We start from the raw sequence: 21,287 nt of genomic DNA, 5'->3' as shown, positions 1-21,287 counted from the left end.
AATGACGGAAATCTACCCCCGCAATCTCATCGGCTATGGCCGCAACACGCCGGATCCGAAATGGCCCGGCGATGCCCGCGTCGCGGTGCAGTTCGTGATCAATTATGAAGAGGGCGGGGAAAGCTGCATTCTCGACGGCGATCTGGCTTCCGAGAACCTGCTCTCCGAGATCGTCGGCGCGGCTCCCTGGCCGAATCAGCGCAATCTCAACATGGAGTCGATCTACGAATACGGATCGCGCGCCGGTTTCTGGCGGCTGTGGCGCATGTTCACCGAACTCAAGGTTCAGGCGACCGTCTATGGTGTGACGCTCGCCATGGCACGCAACCCGGAAGCGGTTGCCGCCATGAAGGAAGCCGGCTGGGAAATTGCGAGCCACGGCTACCGCTGGCTGGAATACAAGGATTTTTCCGAGGATCTGGAGCGCAAGCACATCCTCGAGGCCGTGCGGCTGCATACTGAGCTGACCGGCGAACGGCCCTACGGCATGTATCAGGGCAAGCCATCCGACAACACGCTGCGGCTGGTGATGGAGGAGGGCGGTTTCCTCTATTCCTCCGATTCCTATGCCGACGATCTGCCCTTCTGGATCGACGGCCTGAACGGCAAGCCATTCCTGATCATCCCCTATACGCTCGAAACCAACGATATGCGTTTCGCGACGCCGCAGGGCTTCAATTCCGGCGACCAGTTCTTCACCTACCTGAAGGATGCCTTCGACACGCTCTATGAAGAGGGCAAGCAGGGCAGCCCGAAGATGATGTCTGTCGGGCTGCATTGCCGCCTCGTCGGCCGTCCCGGTCGCGCAGCCGCCTTGCGGCGGTTCATCGAATATGTGCAGAAGCACGACAAGGTCTGGATTCCGAAGCGCATCGAGATCGCCAACCACTGGTATGAGAATCACCTGCCGGGGAGCGAGCGCTGAGATGATATCGCGGGACGATTTTGTCGGCCGCTTCGGCGGCGTATTCGAGCATTCGCCTTTCATCGCAGAGCGTGCCTACGATGCGGGCGCCATCGCCGAGCCGCTGACTTCCGGCGGTGTGCATGGCGCGCTGGTGCGGATTTTCCGCGCGGCCAGCGAGACGGAGCGGCTTGGAGTGCTGCAGGCGCACCCCGATCTGGCCGGCCGGTTGGCGATTGCCGGCGAATTGACGGAAGACAGCCGCAAGGAGCAGGCCGGCGCCGGGCTCGATCGGCTGAGCCCCGAAGAACATGCCCGGTTTACCGAACTCAATTCCGCCTATGTGGCGAAGTTCGGTTTTCCCTTCATCATCGCGGTCAAGGGGCTGAACAAGGACGATATTCTGGCCGCCTTCGAAACCCGGATCGACAACAGCCGGGATGCGGAGTTTGCGACCGCGGCCGCCCAGGTCGAAAAGATCGCGCTGCTGCGTCTGCAATCCATGCTTCCGGAAGCCTGATGCCATGCGCGGCTTTCGGGCCGCCATCGCTCCGTGCATGCATTTGTGTGCGTTTTTCCCAACGATGTGCCTGCTGTCCTTAAGTTCGTTCATGGCTTAGTATCCGCCCGTGCGATGCTGTGACGAGGCCATGGAAAGCAGTGGACAGAGATAGAAGCGGACTGAAGACCGGCGGCGTCGAAAGGCGATTTATCCCGGCGGGGCAGCGCATTGTCCAGGAAGTGAAGCCGGCATGAGCTTGGACCGGCTTCTTGCTCATCTTGGGCGCATGCAGCAGGCAGCATCCGAAATCGGGCGGTTCCTTCGGGGAGTCGACCAGGGCGCGTTTTTCGGCGCCGTCGAGAAACAGCGCGCCGTCGGCATGAATCTGATGCTGATCGGCGAGGCGGCCGCGCGTATTGCGGACGAATATCCGGAGTTTGTCGTTGACCATCCGGAATTGCCTTGGCATGTGATGCAAGACTTCCGGAATCGGATTACGCAAGGGTATTTCGACATCGAGTCGACGGCCCTGTGGGACATCGCGCAAAAATCGGTTCCGGAGTTGCTCCTGCAACTGGACTCCGTTCGCCACTGGCGGGCGGAAGGCGAATGATCATTCAATGGCACAGCAGTATCTAGACATTCATCCTTTGACAAAATCGGCGTTCGCGCCGTTCGGCGATGTGATCGAGGCCGATCCGGCGACGATGCGGTTCATCAACGGCGGCACGACGGAGCGTTTCCATGCGCTGTCCAATGCCGAGGCGGTCGGCGATGGCGCGCGGGTTATTCTGAACCTTTTTCGTGGCCAGCCGCGTGCCTTTCCCTTCTCCATCGACATGATGGAGCGTCATCCTTTCGGCAGCCAGTGTTTCATACCGCTGAACGGCCGGCCGTTTCTCGTGGTCGTCGCGCAGGACGATGGCGGCAAGCCCGGCCGGCCGGAGGTCTTCCTGGCCCGGGGCGATCAGGGGGTGAACTATCGGATCAACGTCTGGCATTATCCCCTGATGGCGCTCGACGAACAGAGCGATTTCCTGATCGTCGATCGCGACGGGCCGGGAAACAATCTGGAAGAGTATTTCTTCGAGACGCCCTTCATCATCGGAGCGCCGACGCCATGACCGGACTGACGACCCATGTGCTCGATACCGCGCTCGGCAAGCCGGCCGAGGGCCTGACGATCGATCTTTTCAGGATCGAGGGTGATCGCCGCACGCATCTGAAGACGGTCAGGACCAATGCCGACGGACGCGTGGACGGCGGTGCCCTTCTGATCGGAGACGGTTTCGTCGCCGGCACCTACGAACTGCTGTTCCGGGCTGGAGACTATTTGCGGGCGAGCGGCGCCAAGCTGCCGGAACCGGCCTTTCTCGACCTCGTGCCGATCCGTTTCGGCATTGCCGACACGACGGCGCACTATCATGTGCCCTTGCTGATCTCACCCTACGGCTATTCCACTTATCGCGGGAGTTGAGCTGTGCGGTTTGCCGCCATTGCGGACATTCATGGCAATCATCTGGCACTTGAGGCGGTGCTTGCGGATATCCGCAAGCAGGGCATCGCCGATATCGTCAATCTCGGCGATTGTTTCAGCGGGCCGCTGACGGCAGGCAGGACGGCCGATGCGCTGCTGGCGCTGAATGCGTTGACGGTGCGCGGCAATCACGACCGGTATCTGATCGAGCAGGCGCCGGAAGCCATGCATCTGTCCGACAAGGCGGCCTATTCCGAGCTTGCCGAGCGCCATCTCGACTGGCTGCGCAATCTGCCCTTCAGCGCCGTCTATCGGAACACGGCCTATCTCTGCCATGCCACGCCGGGGGCCGATAATGTCTATTGGCTGGAGTCCGTCTCGGCGGACGGCCACGTCCATCAGAAGCCTATCGAGGACATCGAAGCGCTGGCCGCCGGCATCGACTTTCCGTTGATCCTGTGCGGACATACCCATATTCCGCGCCTTGTCAGGCTTTCCGATGGCCGCCTGATCGTCAATCCCGGCAGCGTCGGCTGCCCTGCTTATGACGACGATCTGCCTCATTACCACAAGGTGGAGGCCGGCCATCCCTTTGCCTCCTACGCCATTCTCGAAAAGACCGGCGACCACTGGCTGCCGGTCTTCCGGCAGGTGGCTTACGACCATATGGCGATGGCGAAGCTGGCGGCGCAGAACGGCCGCATGGAATGGGCAAGCGGTCTGGCGACGGGCTGGTTGCGTTAGACCGCTCATCGTTTCACGGAATCGATGAGCCGCTCCATCCCTTTGTTTTTACGCATTTCCGGGCGGAAAACCGCTGCGCACTTTTCCTGGAATCGCTCTGGAGCCTGGCGCGCAAAAGAGCGCGGCGGCTTTGCGGCAACGACATGCGTCTTAAAGATCGGCCAGTATCGATCGATCCACGTCCTTGATATCGCGCTTGCCGCAGAGCGCCATGGAAATATCCAGCTCCTTGCGGATGATCTCGAGTGCGAGGGTTACGCCTTCCTTGCCCATGGCTCCCAAGCCGTAGAGGAAGGGGCGGCCGATGAAGGTGCCCTTGGCGCCGAGCGCCACCGCCTTGAGCACGTCCTGACCGGAGCGGATGCCGCCATCCATATGCACCTCGATCCTGTCGCCGACGGCATCGACGATCCTCAGCAGCATGCTGATGGAGGAGTGGGCGCCGTCGAGCTGCCGGCCGCCATGATTGGAAACGATGATGGCGTCGGCGCCCGTATCGACTGCCGCCTTCGCATCCTCGACATCGAGAATGCCCTTGATGATGAGCGGGCCGCCCCATTGCTCCTTGATCCAGCTGACATCGTTCCACGAAAGCTTGGTGTCGAACTGCGAATGCGTCCAGTGCGACAGCGTCGTCATGTCGGAGATATCCTTGGCATGACCGACGATGTTGCCGAAGGAATGACGCCTGGTCTTCAGCATGCCCATGCACCAGCCCGGCCGGGTCGCCATCTGCCAGAGATTCTTCACCGTCATTTTCGGCGGCGCCGAAAGACCGTTACGGATGTCGTTATGGCGCTGGCCGAGGATCTGCAGGTCGGCGGTCAGCACCAGCGCCGAGCATTTCGCCGCCTTGGCGCGATGGATGAGGTTCAGGACGAAATCGCGGTCCTTCATGACGTAGAGCTGGAACCAGAAGGGCTGCTTCGTGACCGAGGCGATGTCCTCGATCGAGCAGATGCTCATCGTCGAAAGCGTGAAGGGAATGCCGAATTCCTCTGCCGCGCGGGCCGCCAGCATCTCGCCATCGGCGTGCTGCATGCCGGTGAGGCCGGTTGGCGCCAGCGCCACCGGCATGGATGCCTTCTGGCCGACCATCGTGGTCGCCAGCGACCGGTCGGACATGTCGACGAGGACGCGCTGGCGCAGCTTGATCGCGGCGAAATCCGCCTCGTTCGCCTGATAGGTCGATTCGGTCCACGAACCGGAATCGGCATATTGGAAGAACATTTTCGGCACGCGCCGCTGAGCGAGCGTCTTCAGTTCGGCGATGGTAAGCGGCGCTGTCATAGCTGTCTGCCCTCTGGAAGGTTATCGTATGGCGGGTTCGGATTGCCTTATTGCAGGATGGATTTCATCGGTTTTCCGGCGACATAGGTTTCGACGACGGCGCGGTCGTCACCCATGGTCTGCAACAGGAACAGTTCTTCGGTGAGGCTCTTCGTCACCTCCATCTTCAGCGCCATGGCGGGTGTGGCGGCGGCGTTGAGGACGATGAGGTCGGCTTCTGTGCCGGCGTCGAGCGTGCCGATCCTGTCGACGAGGGAGAGGGATTCGGCGTTGCCGCGCGTCATGTAATAATAGCTTTCCAGCGGATTCAGGCGCTCGCCGAGCAGTTGCTGGATCTTGTAGGCTTCATCCATGGTGCGCAGCATGGAATAGCTGGAGCCGCCGCCGATATCGGTGGCCACGCCGATACGGACGGGCTTTTTGCGGCGAGCCAGCGCCTTCAGCGGGAAGAGGCCGGAGCCGAGGAACAGGTTGGAGGTCGGGCAATGCACCGCGACCGCACCCGCCTCGCTCATGGCGTCGGCCTCGCGCTCGGAAAGGTGGATCGCATGGCCGAACAGGCTTTTCGGGCCGAGAAGCCCGTAGCGCGCATAGATATCGGTGTAGTCGATCGCGTCCGGATAGAGCTCGCGGGTGAATGCGATCTCGTCGTGGTTCTCGGACAGATGCGTCTGGATGTGCAGGTCCGGAAACTCGCGGGCGAGGGTTGCGGTCGCCTCCATTTGCGCCGGTGTCGAGGTGATGGCGAAACGCGGCGTGATGGCGACATGGTTGCGGCCCTTGCCGTGCCAGTCTGATATCACCTGGCGGGTCTCGTCATAGCCCATCTCTGGCGTATCGAGCAGGCCTTGCGGAGCATTGCGGTCCATCATCACCTTGCCGCCGACCATGCGCATGTTGCGCCGCATGGCTTCGGCGAAATAGGCGTCGGCGGAGGTCTTGTGCACCGAGCAGTAGGCGACGGCCGTTGTCGTGCCGTGGCGGATCAGCTCGTCATAGAAATGGGTGGCGATGCGTTCCGCATGCGCGCTTTCGACGAAACGGCATTCCTCGGGAAACGTATAGGTGTTCAGCCATTCCAGCAGGTTGGCGGCATAGGAGGCGATGACCTGCATCTGCGGGAAATGCAAGTGCATGTCGATGAAGCCCGGCAGGATCAGATGCGGGTGATGGTCGATTTCGGTCGCGTCCTCCGGCGCCTGCGCCTTGATATCCGTATAGGGGCCGGTCGCGACGATCGTGCCGTTTTCGATCAGCAGGCCGCCGTCGCTTTCGTAGGCGTAGCTGGCGGTGTCATCGAGGCTTTGCGGCAGGCGCTTGAAGGAAAGCAGGCGGCCGCGCAGAAGGGTGGTCATTGGCTCTTTTCTCCGATGGAGCTTTCGAACCAGGCGACCAGCAGCTTGCGCTCCTCCGGCGTGACGTCGGTGACGTTGCCGGGCGGCATGGCGTGGCTGCGGCCGGCCTGGATATAGATCTCCCGGGCATGCATAGCGATTTCCGCGTCGTTTTCCAGCATGACGTCCTTCGGCGGCCGGACAATCCCCTCATAGACGGGTTCGGCCGCATGGCACATGGAACAGCGCGTCGAGACCATCTGCTTGACGGCCGGGAAATGCGCGTCGGAGGCGAATTGCTGGAAGGCGGGCGCGACCGCATTGGCATCCTTCTCGCCGGTCAGCACCTTCGGCACGGTGGAGAGCCACATGATGACGATGAAGAGGACGAGCGTGACGATCCAGGTCCAGGTCGGGCGGCCCTTGCGGGCATGGGTGGTATTGAACCAGTGGCGGATGGTGACGCCCATCAGGAACACCAGTGCCGCAATCACCCAGTTGTAGGCCGTGCCGAAGGCGAGCGGATAATGGTTCGACAGCATGAAGAAGATGACGGGCAGCGTCAGGTAGTTGTTGTGCAGCGAGCGCTGCTTGGCGATGCGGCCGTATTTCGGGTCGGGCGTGCGGCCGGCGATGAGGTCGGCGACGACCACCTTCTGGTTGGGAATGATGATCATGAAGACGTTGGCCGACATGATCGTCGCGGTAAAGGCGCCGAGATGCAGGAAGGCGGCGCGGCCGGTGAAGAGATGCGTATAGCCCCAGGCCATGAAGACCAGCACGGCATAAAGCACGATCATCAGCCCCCATGTATTGTTGCCGAGCGGCGATTTGCACAGCAGGTCGTAGACGATCCAGCCGCCGGCAAGCGAGGCGAGCGAAATCAGGATCGCGACGGGGACGCTGACATCGAGCACATGCCGGTCGATGAGGAAGAGATTGGCGCCGCCGTAATAGACGATGCACATCATCAGGAAGCCGGAAAGCCAGGTGAAATAGCTCTCGTATTTGAACCAGGTCAGATGTTCCGGCATCTGCGCGGGGGCGACGAGATATTTCTGGATATGGTAGAAGCCGCCACCGTGAACCTGCCATTCCTCGCCGTAGGCGCCGGGCGGAAGATGGGGTCGCTTCACCAGCCCCAAATCGAGCGCGATGAAGTAAAATGACGAACCGATCCAGGCAATGGCGGTTATGACGTGGAACCAGCGTGCTGCGAAGGCAAGCCACTCCCACGCTATGGCGTATTCGTACATTCAGTTCCCCTTTTCTTCTTCCGACTCCGCACCTTGCAAAATGTTGAAGACGGATGGAAGCGGAGAGTTTGATGTGCCGGCAAAAAGCGACGGTCTTGTCGAGTGTCCGGGGCGCATTAAATCAGATTATGGCGATTTTTAATAAAACGCCCTCGGCTGCTTGGAGCGGGCCGTGCCCGCGGCAGCCGTCATCTTTCGACGGAGAATTGCCCATGCGTGGTGTTCCGGCGTTCGTATGTCTTCTCTTTGCAAGCGCTGCCCTGGCGCATGACGCGCCCTCCGGCTGGTCCTACGATCCCTATTGCTGCAATGGCGACAGCAAGACCGGCGATTGCGAGATGATCCCCTCGCGCACCGTCACCATCATACCGGGCGGCTATCGGGTGACGCTCAATCCCGGCGATCATCGCTATATAACGCACGCGCATATCTTCACCCTGCCGCAGGGCAAGGCGATGCGTTCGCCTGACGGAGCCTATCACCTCTGCCTGTTTCCGGACGAGAATACGCCGCGCTGTTTCTATGCACCCGACATGTCCGATTGAGCGCTCTGGTGATTCATCTCGTCTCGGGTCGCCCTATTGCCTTGTTCCAAGCGGTTCTGGATGGAAACCGCATCGCGCTTTTCCCGGAGCCAGCGTTTAGTCGAGAGGCATGCCGAATTCGTTGAGGATCCAGTCCCTGAAGGCGCGGATTCGCGGCGTGTGACGCCTGTTTTCCGGATAGGCGATCCAATAGTCGGCGCCGTCGGTCGAAAGAAGATCGAAGGGTTGAATGAGCCGGCCGGAGGCCAGGTCGTCGGCATAGAATTCGGGGGTGAGAACGGCAACGCCCTGGCCTGCTATGGCGGCGCTTGCCTCGAAGGACTGCGCGCCGAGCCGGCTGCGCGGTCTGCCCTGAAGCCCGGGGTCGGGAACGCCTGCCTCATGGAACCACTGGACCCACCATGGATCGCCCGCATCGATGATGCGCAGCTTGAGGAGGTCGGCCGGCTCGTGCACGCCGCCGATGGTCGCGGCGAGAGCCGGGCTCAGCATGGGGGTGAAATGCATCTTCATCAGCAGGTGGGCGCGCAATCCGGGCCATTCTCCGCGTCCGGCGCGGATGGCAATGTCCGACGGTTCGCGGGCAAAGTCGATGATCGAGCCCGAGGTGGCGAGGCGAACGGCGATTTTCGGATGCTTGAGCTGAAACGTGCCGATATGACGCGCCAGCCACTGCGATGCGAAGGTCGGGGTGGAGTGAATGTGGAGCGTCGTCTCGGCGTCGCCGCTGAGGGACGCCATAGCCTCCTGCAGCATGGCAAAGGCTTCCGCGACTTTCGGGGCCAGCTGCTCGCCGGCCTCGGTCAGCAGGATCTGACGCGGGCGGCGCAGGAAAAGTGGCTCGCCGGTCGTCTCCTCCAGCAGCTTGATCTGATAGCTGACCGCAGTCTGCGTCATGCCCAGCTCTTCGCCGGCGCGCGTGAAGCTGCCGAGTCGTGCCGCGGCTTCGAAGACGCGCAGCGCATTCAGCGGAAAGCGTTTCGACAGCTTAATGAATAAGTTCTCTTTATGCATGTAGACGATAGTTCGATTGGAATTTCAGCATTTTCCGCGACAAACTGCAATCCATATCACGGATTTGATTGAGGTGTTGTCATGGACTGTTATGTCATGGAACCGGTGGATGCAGCCAGGCCCACGCTTTTGGCCCGTCTTCTGGAATCGCTGGCGCAGGTCTTCGTGACGCATGGCGAACCATCGCCGCATCTGGATCTCGACGAGATGCCGGACCGCCTGAAGCGTGATCTCGGATTTCTGGATGGGCGTGAGCCGCATTATGACGACAACCGGCTGCTATAGGCGGCGGAGAGCGTCGAAGGCTCGATGGTTGTGAGCGGAGAGTGTGCATCCCCCTCTGTCACTTCGTGACATCTCCCCCACAAGGGGGGAGATCGTTAGGAGTTTGCCGCGCCCGCCTTGCGGAATATCGCGACATTGTTTCCACAGATGCCTGGTGCGCTTGATACGCGTGGGGAAGGCTACAGGCTACCAATCTCCCCCCTTGTGGGGGAGATGTCACGTAAGTGACAGAGGGGGGTATGCTACCGCATACTCAAATCTCCGGTTTGGCCTAAAATACCTTCTTGCCTCATCACGGCAAACTTCGCGTCCCAAAGGACTCACATCCCTTTCAGCCGCTCGACCGCCATCAGCACCCGCTCCGGTGTCGCCGGAGCATCGAGGCGTGGGCAGACGCGATAGTCCGCGATGCTGGCGACGGCCATCGACAATGCTTCGAGCACCGAGATCGGCAGCATGAAAGGCGGCTCGCCGACAGCCTTCGAGCGGCCGATGGTTGCCTCGGTGTTTTCGGACCATTCCGCCAGCCGCACGTTGAAGATCTTCGGCCGGTCGGAAGCGAGGGGGATCTTGTAGGTGGACGGCGCATGCGTGCGCAGCCGCCCCTTGCCATCCCACCACAATTCTTCGGTCGTCAGCCAGCCCATGCCTTGCACGAAGGCGCCCTCGACCTGGCCGATATCGATCGCCGGATTGAGGGAGCGGCCGACATCGTGGAGAATGTCGGCGCGGTCGATCAGATATTCGCCCGTCAGCGTATCGATAGACACTTCCGAACAGGCGGCGCCATAGGAGAAGTAATAGAAAGGCGTGCCGCGGCCTGCCTTGCGATCCCAGTGGATCTTCGGCGTCTTGTAGAAGCCGGCGGCGGAAAGCTGGACGCGGGCGAAATAGGCCTGTTTGATGAAATCCGGGAAGGGGATTTCGGCGTCGCCCACGCGCACGCGGTTGGGCAGGAACTGCACTTCCTCGGCGCTGACACCCCATTTCTCGACTGCGAAGGCGACAAGCCGCTCCTTGATCTGCCGGCCGGCATCGAAAGCCGCCATGCCGTTCAGGTCTGAGCCGGAGGAGGCCGCCGTCGCCGATGTGTTCGGCACCTTGCCGGTCGTCGTGGCGGTGATCTTCACGCGGTCGATATCGACCTGGAAACTGTCGGCCAGAACCTGCGCCACCTTCGTATAGAGGCCCTGGCCCATTTCGGTGCCGCCATGATTGAGGTGGATCGAGCCGTCCTGATAGACATGCACCAGCGCGCCCGCCTGGTTGAAGGCGGTCATGGTGAAGGAAATGCCGAACTTCACCGGCGTCAGCGCGATCCCCTTGCGGATGAAGCGGCTGGAGCGGTTGAACTCGATAATGGCCTTGCGCCGCGCCTGATAGTCGGAGGTTTGTTCCAGCTCGTCGACGATGCGGTTGATGATGTTGTCGGTGACTTCCTGGTGATAGGGCGTCAGCGTCCGGCCGGAGCCCGGCTGGCCGTAGAAATTGGCGCGACGGATTTCGAGCGGGTCCTTGCCGAGCGCATAGGCGATTTCCTCGATCATGCGTTCGCCGCCGACCATCCCTTGCGGGCCGCCGAAGCCGCGAAAGGCGGTGTTGGAGACGGTATGCGTCTTCAGAGGCTTCGAAACCAGATGAACATGCGGGTAGAAATAGCTGGAATCCGCGTGGAACAGCGCGCGGTCGGTGACAGGGCCGGACAGATCGGAGGAGAAGCCGCAGCGGGCGGCATAGGTGGCGTCGACGGCGTGGATGCGGCCTTCATCGTCGAAACCGACCTCGTAATCCACCAGGAAGTCGTGGCGCTTGCCCGTGGCGCTCATGTCCTCGTCGCGGTCGGGCCGGAATTTCACGGCGCGGCCGAGCTTCTTGGCCGCAACGGCGGCCAGTGCGGCAAACTGGTTGCCCTGTGTTTCCTTGCCGCCGAAGCCGCCGCCCATGCGGCGCACATTGACTGTCACGGCATTGGACGGAATGCCGAGAACGTGGCCGACGATGTGCTGGATTTCGCTCGGATGCTGCGTCGACGACCAGACCGCGACTTCGTCGTCCTCGCCGGGGATCGCCATGGCGATATGGCTCTCGAGATAGAAATGCTCCTGGCCGCCGATGCGCATCTGCGCCTTGATGCGATGTTTGGCATTGGCCATCTCGGTTTCAGGTTCGCCGCGCTTCAAAGTCATCGGCTCGTAGACGAGCGGCGCACCATTGGCGAGCGCGCCGTCGATATCGCTCCAATGCGGCAGGTCGCGATAATCGATCTTGGCGAGGCGCGCGGCGCGGCGGGCGGCATCGCGGGTTTCGGCGATCACGGCAAAGATCGGCTGGCCGTGAAACTCGACCTTGGTTTCGGCCAGCAGCGGTTCGTCATGCATGCCGTTGGAGCTGGTATCGTTGACGCCGGGAACATCGGCGCCGGTGAACACCCAGACGACGCCGGGGTAGGCCCTTACAGCCGAAAGATCGATACTGGCGATCTCGGCATGGGCACGGTCGGAAAGGCCGAGCGCGCCGTGCAGCAGCCCGGCAGGCTCGGGAATATCATCGATGTAATCGGCGGCTCCGGTCACATGCTTATGCGCTGAATCATGGCGCAGCGAGCCATGCATCGAGCCATTGATGACGACCTTGCGCTCTTCGAAGGTGGATTTGTCCATGGCTCAGGCCTCCACGGTTTTCCTTCTCCCCAATGGGGAGAAGGTGGCCGTCAGGCCGGATGAGGGGGAGGCATCGCAAAGCGATGCCATGCTTACTCTCAATGAGGGATAGCCTGGTGTTTGTCGCGCCACCCCCTCATCCGCCCTTTGGGCACCTTCTCCCCGCCGGGGAGAAGGGGACAGGCCCCATGACGTCGAAAGGATACGAGCGTTGCTCAAGGAGTGCGGCTGAACGAAGGTGAAATTTATCGTCATGCCAGCACCTCGAAGCGCTTCAGTTCCTGCGGCGCTCCGGCCGTTTCCAGGTAGAAGCGGATCAGCAGGTTCTTGGCGGTCAGCTGGCGGTATTCGGCCGTGGCGCGCCAGTCGGTCAGCGGTGCGTAGTCGCTATCGAAGGCATCGCGTGCGGCGGTGACGGCTGCCTCCGTCCAGGGCTTGCCGATCAGCTCGGCCTCCACGGCGCGGGCACGCTTCGGCGTACCGGCCATGCCGCCGAAGGCGATGCGGATATCCTGAACATTGCCGGCTGAATCCAGCGACAGATGGAAAGCGCCGCAGGCCGCCGAGATATCCTCGTCGCGGCGCTTGGAAATCTTGTAGACGGCGAAATGGGCATCGTCGGCCGGATAGGGCACGAAGATGCCTTCCACGAACTCGCCGGGATGACGATCCTGCTTGCCGTAATCGATGAAGAAATCTTCCAGCGGCAGGCTGCGCGTGCCTGCCGTCGAGCGAAGCCTGACCGTGGCGCCGAGCGCGATCAGCGGCGGCGGGCTATCGCCGATCGGCGAGCCGTTGGCGATGTTGCCGCCGATCGTGCCCATGTTGCGCACCTGCTCGCCGCCGATGCGGTTGATGAGGTTGGCAAATGCCGGGATCTTTTCGGCGATCACGGCAAAGGCGCGGCTGTAGGTGACGCCGGCGCCGATGCTCAGCCCGGTATCTTCCGCCGATATCTTCTGCAGATCGGTCAGATGGTTGATGAAGACGACCGGATTGAGCCGGCGCATCTGCTTCGTGACCCACAGGCCGACATCGGTCGAGCCGGCGACGACGGTCGCCTTCGGCTCATCGGCGAGCACCTGCGCCAAGGCGGAGACGGAACCCGGCACGATCAGGCGATCCTCGCCTTCGGTTATGGTGATGGTATCGCCGCCCTGCATCGCCCAGAGCCGCGCAATGATATCCGCTCTCGTCCTTTCGAGCGGATCGAAGAGGGCGCTCGGCCGCTTCTGGCTCACTTGCTCGGCGGCCTTGACGATCGGCTCGTAGCCCGTGCATCGACAGAGATTGCCCTGAAGCGACTTTTCGATCTGCGCCCGGCTCGGTTTTTCCGTCGAGAGCCAGAGGCCATAGAGCGACATTATGAAGCCCGGCGTGCAGAAACCGCATTGCGAGCCGTGACAATCGACCATGGCCTGCTGCACCGGATGGAGAGTGCCGTTCTGGGCGGCGAGATGCTCGACGGTGACGACGTGGGTTGCGTGCAGCGAGCCGACGAATCGGATGCAGGCATTGACGGACTCGTAGTGAAGCCCGCCATCGATCAAGCGGCCCACCAGGACGGTGCAGGCGCCGCAATCGCCTTCCGCGCATCCTTCCTTCGTGCCCGTCAGGCGCCGCCTGAGACGCAGGAAGTCCAGCAGCGTCTCGGTGGGGCGCAGGCTCGATAGCGTGATATCCTCGCCGTTGAGGATGAAGCGGATGCTGTCGCTCATGTCGTTCCCGTTTATTCTCCGTTGGTCGGGGCCGGTATACGAATCCGGCCCTAACCGTCTATGGTTATGCTGCGGTCCAGCCACCGTCAATCGAGACGTGTGTGCCCGTTACCTGACGCGCCTCGTCGCTGGCGAGGTAGAGCGTCAGGGCGCCGATCTCCTCGGCCTTGACGAATTCATGCGTGGGCTGGGCCTTGAGGATGACCTCGTTCTTGACCTGCTCCTCGGTCATGCCGCGTGCCTTGGCCGTGTCCGGGATCTGCTTTTCGACAAGCGGGGTCAGGACGTAGCCGGGGCAAATGGCGTTAACCGTCACGCCGAATTCGGCAAGCTCGAGCGCTGCCGTCTTTGTCAGGCCCAGTATACCATGTTTTGCAGCGACATAGGCAGATTTGAAGGGGGAGGCGACCAGGCCGTGCGCCGAGGCGATGTTGATGATGCGCCCATGCTTCTTTGCCTTCATCAGCGGGATGGCGGCGCGGATCGTGTGAAAGGAGCTGGAAAGGTTGATCGCGATGATCTGGTCCCACTTCTCGATCGGGAAATCCTCGATCTTCTCGACATGCTGGATGCCGGCATTGTTGACGAGGACATCGACGCTGCCGAAGGTGGAGTTGGCGGTCGCGATCAGGTCGGCGATCTCGGCGGGTTTCGTCATGTCGGCCGGATGATAGATGACCTTGCCGCCGCCGGAAGCTTCGAGCTTGTTTCTGATCGCGTCGATTTCCTCCGGCTTTCCGAAGCCGTTGATGACGATATTGTCACCCTTGGCGGCAAAGGCGGCCGCGATGGCGAGGCCGATACCGCTCGTGGAACCGGTGACGACAACTGTTCTTGCCATGATCTTCTCTTCTCCCTGGACAGCGAAGCTTCCTGCTGCAATGCAAAAGCGGTCCGAGCCTAGTCCCAAACCTGCGGATATGGCAATCGCATTGCCGCCGGTTCCTTTCGCGGCAGCCTGACCCCCGCGGCGCCGTAAACAGGAAAGCGTGTCTTCCCGCGAAAAATTTCGTTTTGCTTTCTTTTCACATTCGTTTTGCTCGCGTATCTGTTGTTTCGGAATGCAGCAGGCGGGAGGAATGCATGAGCGGCTATGTCTTGGCGATCGATCAGGGGACGACGTCGACGCGGGCTATCGTTTTCGACGGCAGGATGAAGGTTGCCGGCGTCGGGCAAACGGAATTCACCCAGCACTATCCCAAACCGGGCTGGGTGGAGCACGATCCGGAGGAAATCTGGTCGTCCGTCCTCTCGACCGTCCGCAAGGCCATCGAGGCTGCCGGCATCGCCGCCAGGGATATTGCCGCGCTCGGCATCACCAACCAGCGTGAAACCGTGGTTGTCTGGGATCGCAAGACCGGCAAGCCGATCCACAACGCCATCGTCTGGCAGGATCGCCGCACGGCAGGCTATTGCGAGAAGCTGAAGCGCCAGAGTCTGGAGAAGCAGTTCACCAGCCGTACAGGGCTGCTGCTCGATCCCTATTTCTCCGGCACCAAGCTGTCCTGGCTGCTGACCAATGTGAAGGGCGCACGCTCTCGCGCCGCCAAGGGCGAGCTCTGCTTCGGCACCATCGATACCTTCCTGATCTGGCGGCTGACGGGGGGCAAGGGCTTCGCTACCGACGCCACCAACGCGTCGCGGACGCTGATGTACAATATCGGTGCCAACGAATGGGACGAACAGCTGCTGGACATTCTGCGCGTTCCGGCGGCGATGCTGCCCGAGGTGAAGGATTGCGCCGCCGACTTCGGCCTGACGGACGCTTCGCTGTTCGGCGCGGAAATCCCGATCCTCGGCGTTGCCGGCGACCAGCAGGCGGCGACGATCGGCCAGGCCTGTTTCGAGCGCGGTATGATGAAATCCACCTATGGCACCGGCTGCTTCGCGCTGCTCAACACCGGCGCGGACATGGTGCGCTCGAAGAACCGCCTGCTGACGACCATTGCCTACCGGCTGGACGGCAAGACGACCTATGCGCTCGAAGGCTCGATCTTCATCGCGGGGGCGGCGGTGCAATGGCTGCGCGACGGGCTGAAGGCGATCAAACGCGCCTCCGATTCCGGAGAACTGGCCGTCAGGGCGGATCCGCTGCAGGAGGTTTATCTTGTACCGGCCTTCACTGGCCTCGGCGCGCCCTATTGGGACCCGGATGCCCGCGGCGCGATCTTCGGTCTCACACGCAATACAGGGCCTGAGGAAATCGTCCGGGCGGCGCTGGAGGCCGTCTGCTACCAGTCGCGCGACCTGCTGGATGCCATGCACAAGGATTGGCGCAACGGCAGTGGCCAGGACACGGTGCTGCGCGTCGACGGCGGCATGGTCGCCTCCGACTGGACGATGCAGCGGCTTGCCGATCTGCTGGATGCGCCCGTCGACCGGCCGACGATCCTGGAGACGACAGCCCTTGGCGCCGCATGGCTCGCCGGCAGCCGCGCCGGCGTCTGGCCGGATCAGGCCGGTTTTGCCAAGGCCTGGGCTCGCGACCGGCGATTCGAACCCGATATGGACGCCAAGGTGCGAAGCGCGAAACTGAAGGGATGGAAGAACGCGGTGGCGCGCACCTTGAGCACACGGCAAGGGTGATCGTCGGGAAGCTAAGCTCACCACAGGTTATGTCGTGTAAGATTTCTTTATTTTGCTCATATAAGGGAGGGCGGCGATACTTGCGTCATTCCTGGTTCGGGAGAGGATGTTCCACCTCGCTTCGCAGGATCAGTCCCTGAAGGGACGGACGCCTTCCAAGAGACGATAAAGCGAATAATGGCTGCTCAATTTTCTGAACTGAAGAAACATTACTATCGGCAGATCAAATATCATCTGACCAGACCGAAACCGCCGATCCTGGCCGAGCGGTTTCACGGGCCTGTCCTCGTCGTCGGCTCGGCGCCTGTATCGAACAAGCCGGCGGATTTCGATGATAGCTTCCGCGTCATCACCATTAACGGTTCGCAGATGGTGACAAAGGGCTGGGGAATAGAGGCGCCCGACGTGACGCTCCTGCAGTTCAATCAGATCGAGGGGACGAATACAAACGCCGTCGAGGTGCGTCGCGTTCTCAACGGTGAGCGCACGAAGATGCTTTACGTCTTGCTATGGCGGAAAGAGCTGCAACGGCTGGAAGACGGGTTGAAGGCCTTCGATTATGGCTACGACAAGCTTGAGATCGTCGATCGCTACAGGCGCATGGCGCTGCTGGACCGGGTCGGCGGCGTAAAATGCAGCGAACTCGGAGCAGACGATAAATGCTCCAACGGCATCAACGCCGTTCTCCTCGCGCTCTACAACGGTGCGACCGAGGTGATCATCACCGGCATCAACCCCGACTCCGGCGGGCATGTCTACAACACGGAAAACCTCGCCCGGCTGCATGTCCGCAAGGACCGCGAGGTTCTCGAACGGCTGATCGAACGCGGATATCCGGTGTTCACCGCCGATCCCGCCGTGTCGCAATCCGTCGGGCTGCCGCTATGGAAGGGCAGGACAAAGGCTGCCGGGATATCTGATGCCTCTGCAAAGCCTGTCGGCAGGGAAGCGGCCCGATTGGGATCCTTGCCCGGCTGACCGGACAACCTTTGCGATTTTCGCGCGGACAGCGCCGCTTGGCTTTGGTGGCTGCATCGCCTGTTGCGATATTTTTGACGTAGCCTGTCGGAGCAGGTGATATTCCTTCGTCTTTACAGGAGAAGGAGGTCCTCATGCTCTATGCGATCCTATGCTACAACGACGAAGATACGGTATTCGCCTGGTCCAAGGAGCAGGAGGAGGCCACCATGGCCCGGCTGATTGCCGTTCAGGAGCCGCTGAGGGAGGCCGGCAAGCTCGGGCCTGTCGCGCGTCTGATGCCGACGACGGCGGCAACGACCCTGCGCAAGGGAAAGAACGAGCCGCTGGTCATCGACGGTCCCTTTGCCGAAACAAAGGAGCAGTTGCTGGGCTTCTATGTCGTCGATTTCGAGACCCTGGACGAGGCCATCGATTTTTCGAAAGAGCTTGCCGAGGCCAATCCCGGCGTCGGCTCCTACGAGATCCGTCCGCTTTACGTCTTCCGGCCGGGGACGGTGGCGACATGACGGACCTTGCCTGGATCGATATCGCGCTTACCAATGCCCGGCCGCAGGTTTTGGGTGCGCTGCTGCGCTATTTCCGCAATCTGGATACCGCCGAGGAGGCCTTTCAGGAGGCTTGCCTCAGGGCGTTGAAGACCTGGCCCGACAAGGGGCCGCCGCGCGATGCCATCGCCTGGCTGATCTTCGTCGGCCGCAACAGCGGCATCGATACGGCACGCAAGCAGGCGAGATTGCAGAGCCTGCCCGACGAGGAGACGATCTCCGATACCGGCGATGCCGAGAGCGATCTTGCCGAGCGGCTCGACGGTTCCGGCTATCGCGACGATATTCTGAGGCTGTTGTTCATCTGCTGCCATCCCGATCTGCCGGCGACGCAGCAGATCGCGCTCGCGTTGCGCATCGTTTCCGGCCTTTCGGTGCGGCAGATCGCCCGTGCGTTCCTGGTCAGCGACAGCGCGATGGAGCAGCGCATTACCCGGGCAAAAGCGCGCGTGGCCGCCGCCGGCGTGCCTTTCGAGACGCCGGGCGCCGTCGAGCGCGCCGAGCGGCTGGCGCTTGTCAGCGCCATGGTCTACCTGATCTACAATGAAGGCTATTCGGCCGGCGGAGCGCATCGCGAGGCTGCTGCCTTCGCAGACGAGGCGATCCGGCTCGGCCGGCTGCTGTTGCGGATATTTCCCTCCGAGCCGGAGACCATGGCGCTGCTGGCGCTGATGCTCTTGCAGCAATCGCGCAAAGCGGCGCGTTTCGATGCGGATGGGCAGATCATTCTGCTGGAGGAGCAGGATCGCTCGCTCTGGGACCGGACATTGATCGATGAGGCGCTGGCATTGCTCGACAAGGCCATCCGCCATCGCCGGCCCGGCCCCTATCAGGTGCAGGCGGCGATCGCGGCGCTGCATTCCAGGGCGAAACGCGCCGCCGATACGGACTGGGAAGAAATCGATCTGCTCTACCAGATGCTGGAGAGGCTGACGCCGTCTCCGGTCGTCACGCTCAATCGCGCCGTCGCCGTGTCCAAGCGGCAAGGGCCGGAGGCGGCGCTGGCGCTGATTGAGCCGCTGCAGCAGCAGCTCGACGGATATTTCTACTTTCACGGCGTAAAGGGTGGCCTGCTGATGCAACTGGATCGTCCGCAGGAGGCGCGTGTCGCCTTCGACAGGGCAATTGCACTTGCCCGCTCTCCCGCCGAAGCGGCGCACATCCGCCATCAGCTCGATCGCCTGAACGCAGACGCCGTCGCCGCAGCAAGATAAACGAAAGATCCGGGGTTCGCGGAATGCTTCCGTTCTTTCAGCGAAGCTTTTGATTTCGGATTCGATTTGCTAAGGCTCGCTGCGTGAAAAGGAGGAGCGAGCCATGCCGCAAGTGATCATCTCGCCGGTCGGGCAGGGGGATGCGGAAGAGCTGATCGCCGCCAATGTCGCCAGCCGCGCCCATCATGCACCCTGGGCCTATCCCTTCCTCGACCGGGATGGCTTCGACGCATGGTTCGGCCAGACCGTCACGGGGCCGAACGTCGGGCTGGTGGCGCGCGACCCTGGCTCCGGCGGCATTGTGGGTGTCGTCAATATCAGCCAGATGGTGTGGGGCGGCTTCCGCAGCGCCTTTCTCGGCTATCACGGCATGGCGGGTTTTGCCGGCCAGGGCTTCATGACGGAGGCGGTTCGCCTGGCCGTGGCGCATGCCTTCGATGCTGTCGGGCTTCATCGGCTGGAGGCGAATATCCAGCCGGGCAACCTCCCATCGATCGCGCTCGTGAGAAGGCTGGGTTTCCGCAAGGAAGGATTCTCGCCAAAATACCTGAAGATCGGTGGCGTCTGGTGCGATCACGAGCGCTGGGCGCTGCTATCGGACGATCCGCGTTCCTGAGCCCTTTCGGAGCTCGAAAGTCGCGCTATCTGGCAAAAAGCGCCAGAAAGGCCATTGACTGGGCCGGGCGAAGAGGCGAAAGCGAGCTTACGCCTCTCGCAGAACCGTTGTGCGGAGCGCGATTGTGCCGGAACCGTAAATGATCGTCTCGACCGAAGAAGAACTGACAAAGCTGAAAGACATTGGCCGTATCTGCGCCAATGCATTGCAGGCCATGGCGGCCGCGCTTGAGCCCGGCATCACCACGCTGGAGCTGGACGCGATCGGCCGCAAGGTGCTGGAAGATGCCGGCGCGCAATCGGCGCCGGAGCTGGTCTACAAGTTTCCCGGCGCAACCTGCATCAGCGTCAACGAGGAAGTGGCCCATGGCATTCCCGGGCCACGCGTCATCAAGGCGGGAGACCTCGTCAATCTCGACGTTTCGGCGGAGAAGGACGGCTTCTTTTCCGATACCGGCGCGTCCTTTACCGTGCCGCCGGTCAAGCCGAAGATCGAGCGCCTGTGCCGGGACGGCAAGCGGGCGCTCTGGGTCGGCCTCAATCAGGTCCGCAGCGGCGCGCCGCTTGCGAAGATCGGGCAGGCCGTCGGCGCCTTTGCGCAGAAGAACCGCTATACGCTGATCGCCAATCTGGCGAGCCACGGCATCGGCCGCTCGCTGCACGAAGAGCCCGCCGAGGTTTCCACCTGGGCAGACCCTTCCGAAAACCGGATCATGGAGGACGGCCTGGTTTTTACCGTCGAGCCGTTTCTCTCGCTCGGTGCAACCTGGGCGGAGGGCGGCGACGATGCATGGACGCTCTATGCCGATCCGCAGGCGCCTACGGTCCAGTACGAACACACCATCATCGCCACCCGTAACGGGCCAGTCATCCTGACCTTGCCGGACGCCTGAGCGCGGCTCAGCCGTCCGTCTTCGTCTCGTCCCCGGCCTTCGCTTCGCCGCGAATGATATCGGCAGCGGCGCGCTCGAGGATTGCCGCGATGCGCGCGCCTTCGGCTTTGCTCCACGGGAATTTCGAGCGAAGCGCGGAACGCAGGAGATGGCGTGCGCGATGGACGTCGCCAGCGCCATGGCGATCGAACGGGCTGTCGCGGCCATCATCCTCGCCGCCGTCGAAGACTTCGCGGACACGCGCCATTTTTTCGCCGATTGCGGCCAGCTTGGCAAAGGTCGCTTCCACCAGTTCGCTATTGTCATCGACGCGCTTCTGGCCGCTTTCGGTGATGCGGTAGAGCTTCTTCGTGCCGCTGACCTCGACTTCGGCCTGGCCGGTCTCTTCGAGATAGGTCAGCGCGGGATAGATGACGCCCGGGCTCGGCACATAGAAGCCGCCGGAGCGCTCCTCGAAAGTCTTGATCAGTTCGTAGCCGTGGCGCGGCTGCTCGGAGAGCAGGGCGAGGATGATGAGCTGCAGGTCGGCCGCATCGAACTTGCGGCCGGTGCGAAACCCGCCGCCGAACATGCCGCCCTTGAAGCCTCTCATGAAGTCTCTCCTGTGCTCGCCGCGCGATTCACGGCCCCGACCCTGTCGTAGGATATATGCCTCGACCATGTCAAAGCCATCGTCGAACATGCGATCTTTGAAACCTCTCATATCGTTTCTCCTTGTGAAGTG

22 protein-coding genes are annotated in these 21,287 nt (G+C 61.9%); 14 read left to right on the top strand and 8 right to left on the bottom strand.

The features are described 5' to 3' along the window. Position 1 precedes the first annotated feature (1 nt). From puuE to ACJJVH_RS10165, 6 genes are all read left to right on the top strand, one after another. Complete coding sequence (gene puuE, locus ACJJVH_RS10190) at positions 2-925, top strand: allantoinase PuuE (protein WP_112803704.1); 924 nt, start codon at positions 2-4, stop codon at positions 923-925. 1 nt (position 926) lies between these two features. Further along, a complete protein-coding gene (gene uraD / locus ACJJVH_RS10185; RefSeq protein WP_412063843.1) occupies positions 927-1,424 on the top strand; it encodes a 2-oxo-4-hydroxy-4-carboxy-5-ureidoimidazoline decarboxylase in 498 nt (165 codons plus the stop codon). A gap of 232 nt (positions 1,425-1,656) precedes the next feature. Continuing rightward, positions 1,657-2,019, top strand: coding sequence for a HepT-like ribonuclease domain-containing protein (locus tag ACJJVH_RS10180; RefSeq protein ID WP_113385730.1), 363 nt, complete (start codon positions 1,657-1,659; stop codon positions 2,017-2,019). Positions 2,020-2,026: 7 nt separating this feature from the next. Beyond that, positions 2,027-2,530 carry an ureidoglycolate lyase gene (locus ACJJVH_RS10175; RefSeq protein ID WP_113392759.1) on the top strand — a complete coding sequence of 168 codons (504 nt, stop codon included), beginning with the start codon at positions 2,027-2,029 and terminating at the stop codon, positions 2,528-2,530. Then, positions 2,527-2,883, top strand: a complete 357-nt coding sequence (gene uraH, locus ACJJVH_RS10170) for a hydroxyisourate hydrolase (RefSeq protein WP_113392758.1) — start codon at positions 2,527-2,529, stop codon at positions 2,881-2,883. Before ACJJVH_RS10175 ends, uraH begins: the two co-directional genes overlap by 4 nt. A 3-nt stretch (positions 2,884-2,886) precedes the next feature. Beyond that, positions 2,887-3,627, top strand: coding sequence for a metallophosphoesterase family protein (locus ACJJVH_RS10165; protein WP_113356508.1), 741 nt, complete (start codon positions 2,887-2,889; stop codon positions 3,625-3,627). 150 nt (positions 3,628-3,777) lie between these two features. Here ACJJVH_RS10165 and ACJJVH_RS10160 read toward each other — a convergent pair whose 3' ends face one another. The 3 genes from ACJJVH_RS10160 to ACJJVH_RS10150 are packed head-to-tail and all read right to left on the bottom strand — an operon-like array spanning position 3,778 to position 7,507. Next, positions 3,778-4,917, bottom strand: coding sequence for an L-lactate dehydrogenase (locus ACJJVH_RS10160; protein WP_412063842.1), 1,140 nt, complete (start codon positions 4,915-4,917; stop codon positions 3,778-3,780). Positions 4,918-4,964: 47 nt separating this feature from the next. After that, positions 4,965-6,272, bottom strand: coding sequence for a guanine deaminase (guaD, locus tag ACJJVH_RS10155; protein WP_412063841.1), 1,308 nt, complete (start codon positions 6,270-6,272; stop codon positions 4,965-4,967). Beyond that, entirely contained in the window at positions 6,269-7,507 is a 1,239-nt protein-coding gene (locus ACJJVH_RS10150; RefSeq protein WP_112803719.1) for a urate hydroxylase PuuD, read from the bottom strand. The genes guaD and ACJJVH_RS10150 overlap by 4 nt, the downstream gene beginning before the upstream one ends. 212 nt (positions 7,508-7,719) lie before the next feature. Here ACJJVH_RS10150 and ACJJVH_RS10145 point away from each other — a divergent pair, with 212 nt between their 5' ends. After that, positions 7,720-8,052: a hypothetical protein gene (locus tag ACJJVH_RS10145; protein WP_112803721.1), complete on the top strand. Its 333-nt coding sequence runs from the start codon at positions 7,720-7,722 to the stop codon at positions 8,050-8,052. Between the two features lie 96 nt (positions 8,053-8,148). Here the strand turns inward: ACJJVH_RS10145 and ACJJVH_RS10140 are convergent, their stop codons facing one another. After that, a complete protein-coding gene (locus ACJJVH_RS10140; protein WP_412063840.1) occupies positions 8,149-9,066 on the bottom strand; it encodes a LysR substrate-binding domain-containing protein in 918 nt (305 codons plus the stop codon). An 81-nt stretch (positions 9,067-9,147) separates the two neighbouring features. On the opposite strand from ACJJVH_RS10140, the gene ACJJVH_RS10135 reads away from it, so the two are divergent. Next, positions 9,148-9,351 (top strand): hypothetical protein, encoded by a 204-nt coding sequence (locus tag ACJJVH_RS10135; protein ID WP_412063839.1) that lies wholly within the window; start codon positions 9,148-9,150, stop codon positions 9,349-9,351. Positions 9,352-9,671: 320 nt separating this feature from the next. Here the strand turns inward: ACJJVH_RS10135 and xdhB are convergent, their stop codons facing one another. From xdhB to ACJJVH_RS10120, 3 genes are all read right to left on the bottom strand, one after another. Continuing rightward, on the bottom strand, positions 9,672-12,011 hold the full coding sequence (gene xdhB, locus ACJJVH_RS10130) for a xanthine dehydrogenase molybdopterin binding subunit (protein ID WP_412063838.1): 2,340 nt from the start codon (positions 12,009-12,011) through the stop codon (positions 9,672-9,674). A gap of 251 nt (positions 12,012-12,262) precedes the next feature. Next, positions 12,263-13,729, bottom strand: coding sequence for a xanthine dehydrogenase small subunit (gene xdhA, locus ACJJVH_RS10125; protein ID WP_113385737.1), 1,467 nt, complete (start codon positions 13,727-13,729; stop codon positions 12,263-12,265). 64 nt (positions 13,730-13,793) lie between these two features. Continuing rightward, positions 13,794-14,570: a 3-hydroxybutyrate dehydrogenase gene (locus ACJJVH_RS10120; RefSeq protein WP_412063837.1), complete on the bottom strand. Its 777-nt coding sequence runs from the start codon at positions 14,568-14,570 to the stop codon at positions 13,794-13,796. Between the two features lie 242 nt (positions 14,571-14,812). Here ACJJVH_RS10120 and glpK point away from each other — a divergent pair, with 242 nt between their 5' ends. The 6 genes from glpK to map all read left to right on the top strand — a co-directional run bounded on the left by glpK (position 14,813) and on the right by map (position 20,563). Then, positions 14,813-16,315 carry a glycerol kinase GlpK gene (gene glpK / locus ACJJVH_RS10115; RefSeq protein ID WP_412063836.1) on the top strand — a complete coding sequence of 501 codons (1,503 nt, stop codon included), beginning with the start codon at positions 14,813-14,815 and terminating at the stop codon, positions 16,313-16,315. A gap of 177 nt (positions 16,316-16,492) precedes the next feature. Further along, positions 16,493-17,293: a membrane-anchored protein gene (locus tag ACJJVH_RS10110; protein ID WP_113356519.1), complete on the top strand. Its 801-nt coding sequence runs from the start codon at positions 16,493-16,495 to the stop codon at positions 17,291-17,293. A 134-nt stretch (positions 17,294-17,427) separates the two neighbouring features. Next, on the top strand, positions 17,428-17,802 hold the full coding sequence (locus ACJJVH_RS10105; RefSeq protein WP_113356520.1) for a YciI family protein: 375 nt from the start codon (positions 17,428-17,430) through the stop codon (positions 17,800-17,802). After that, positions 17,799-19,055: an RNA polymerase sigma factor gene (locus ACJJVH_RS10100; RefSeq protein ID WP_412063835.1), complete on the top strand. Its 1,257-nt coding sequence runs from the start codon at positions 17,799-17,801 to the stop codon at positions 19,053-19,055. The genes ACJJVH_RS10105 and ACJJVH_RS10100 overlap by 4 nt, the downstream gene beginning before the upstream one ends. A gap of 103 nt (positions 19,056-19,158) precedes the next feature. Further along, positions 19,159-19,671 (top strand): GNAT family N-acetyltransferase, encoded by a 513-nt coding sequence (locus tag ACJJVH_RS10095; RefSeq protein ID WP_412063834.1) that lies wholly within the window; start codon positions 19,159-19,161, stop codon positions 19,669-19,671. Positions 19,672-19,810: 139 nt separating this feature from the next. Next, the gene (gene map, locus ACJJVH_RS10090) at positions 19,811-20,563 is read left to right on the top strand and encodes a type I methionyl aminopeptidase (RefSeq protein WP_112803742.1); all 753 of its coding nucleotides are present in this window, start codon (positions 19,811-19,813) and stop codon (positions 20,561-20,563) included. Between the two features lie 7 nt (positions 20,564-20,570). On the opposite strand, the gene ACJJVH_RS10085 is transcribed toward map, so the two are convergent. Continuing rightward, entirely contained in the window at positions 20,571-21,155 is a 585-nt protein-coding gene (locus ACJJVH_RS10085) for a PadR family transcriptional regulator (RefSeq protein WP_112803875.1), read from the bottom strand. Between the last annotated feature and the right edge of the window lie 132 nt (positions 21,156-21,287).

The organism is Rhizobium sp. SYY.PMSO, assembly GCF_046840415.1.
Classification (GTDB): Bacteria; Pseudomonadota; Alphaproteobacteria; order Rhizobiales; family Rhizobiaceae; genus Rhizobium.
The sequence above is the reverse complement of the archived record's forward strand: the minus strand, read 5'-3'. Positions and strand labels throughout refer to the sequence as shown.

What these genes read in the sequence shown, in the direction of transcription:
- puuE (WP_112803704.1), top strand. Translation starts at nt 2, where the DNA reads ATGACGGAAATCTACCCCCGCAATCTCATCGGCTATGGCCGCAACACG.
- uraD (WP_412063843.1), top strand. Translation starts at nt 927, where the DNA reads ATGATATCGCGGGACGATTTTGTCGGCCGCTTCGGCGGCGTATTCGAG.
- ACJJVH_RS10180 (WP_113385730.1), top strand. Translation starts at nt 1,657, where the DNA reads ATGAGCTTGGACCGGCTTCTTGCTCATCTTGGGCGCATGCAGCAGGCA.
- ACJJVH_RS10175 (WP_113392759.1), top strand. Translation starts at nt 2,027, where the DNA reads ATGGCACAGCAGTATCTAGACATTCATCCTTTGACAAAATCGGCGTTC.
- uraH (WP_113392758.1), top strand. Translation starts at nt 2,527, where the DNA reads ATGACCGGACTGACGACCCATGTGCTCGATACCGCGCTCGGCAAGCCG.
- ACJJVH_RS10160 (WP_412063842.1), bottom strand. Translation starts at nt 4,917, where the DNA reads ATGACAGCGCCGCTTACCATCGCCGAACTGAAGACGCTCGCTCAGCGG.
- guaD (WP_412063841.1), bottom strand. Translation starts at nt 6,272, where the DNA reads ATGACCACCCTTCTGCGCGGCCGCCTGCTTTCCTTCAAGCGCCTGCCG.
- ACJJVH_RS10150 (WP_112803719.1), bottom strand. Translation starts at nt 7,507, where the DNA reads ATGTACGAATACGCCATAGCGTGGGAGTGGCTTGCCTTCGCAGCACGC.
- ACJJVH_RS10145 (WP_112803721.1), top strand. Translation starts at nt 7,720, where the DNA reads ATGCGTGGTGTTCCGGCGTTCGTATGTCTTCTCTTTGCAAGCGCTGCC.
- ACJJVH_RS10140 (WP_412063840.1), bottom strand. Translation starts at nt 9,066, where the DNA reads ATGCATAAAGAGAACTTATTCATTAAGCTGTCGAAACGCTTTCCGCTG.
- ACJJVH_RS10135 (WP_412063839.1), top strand. Translation starts at nt 9,148, where the DNA reads ATGGACTGTTATGTCATGGAACCGGTGGATGCAGCCAGGCCCACGCTT.
- xdhB (WP_412063838.1), bottom strand. Translation starts at nt 12,011, where the DNA reads ATGGACAAATCCACCTTCGAAGAGCGCAAGGTCGTCATCAATGGCTCG.
- xdhA (WP_113385737.1), bottom strand. Translation starts at nt 13,729, where the DNA reads ATGAGCGACAGCATCCGCTTCATCCTCAACGGCGAGGATATCACGCTA.
- ACJJVH_RS10120 (WP_412063837.1), bottom strand. Translation starts at nt 14,570, where the DNA reads ATGGCAAGAACAGTTGTCGTCACCGGTTCCACGAGCGGTATCGGCCTC.
- glpK (WP_412063836.1), top strand. Translation starts at nt 14,813, where the DNA reads ATGAGCGGCTATGTCTTGGCGATCGATCAGGGGACGACGTCGACGCGG.
- ACJJVH_RS10110 (WP_113356519.1), top strand. Translation starts at nt 16,493, where the DNA reads ATGGCTGCTCAATTTTCTGAACTGAAGAAACATTACTATCGGCAGATC.
- ACJJVH_RS10105 (WP_113356520.1), top strand. Translation starts at nt 17,428, where the DNA reads ATGCTCTATGCGATCCTATGCTACAACGACGAAGATACGGTATTCGCC.
- ACJJVH_RS10100 (WP_412063835.1), top strand. Translation starts at nt 17,799, where the DNA reads ATGACGGACCTTGCCTGGATCGATATCGCGCTTACCAATGCCCGGCCG.
- ACJJVH_RS10095 (WP_412063834.1), top strand. Translation starts at nt 19,159, where the DNA reads ATGCCGCAAGTGATCATCTCGCCGGTCGGGCAGGGGGATGCGGAAGAG.
- map (WP_112803742.1), top strand. Translation starts at nt 19,811, where the DNA reads ATGATCGTCTCGACCGAAGAAGAACTGACAAAGCTGAAAGACATTGGC.
- ACJJVH_RS10085 (WP_112803875.1), bottom strand. Translation starts at nt 21,155, where the DNA reads ATGAGAGGCTTCAAGGGCGGCATGTTCGGCGGCGGGTTTCGCACCGGC.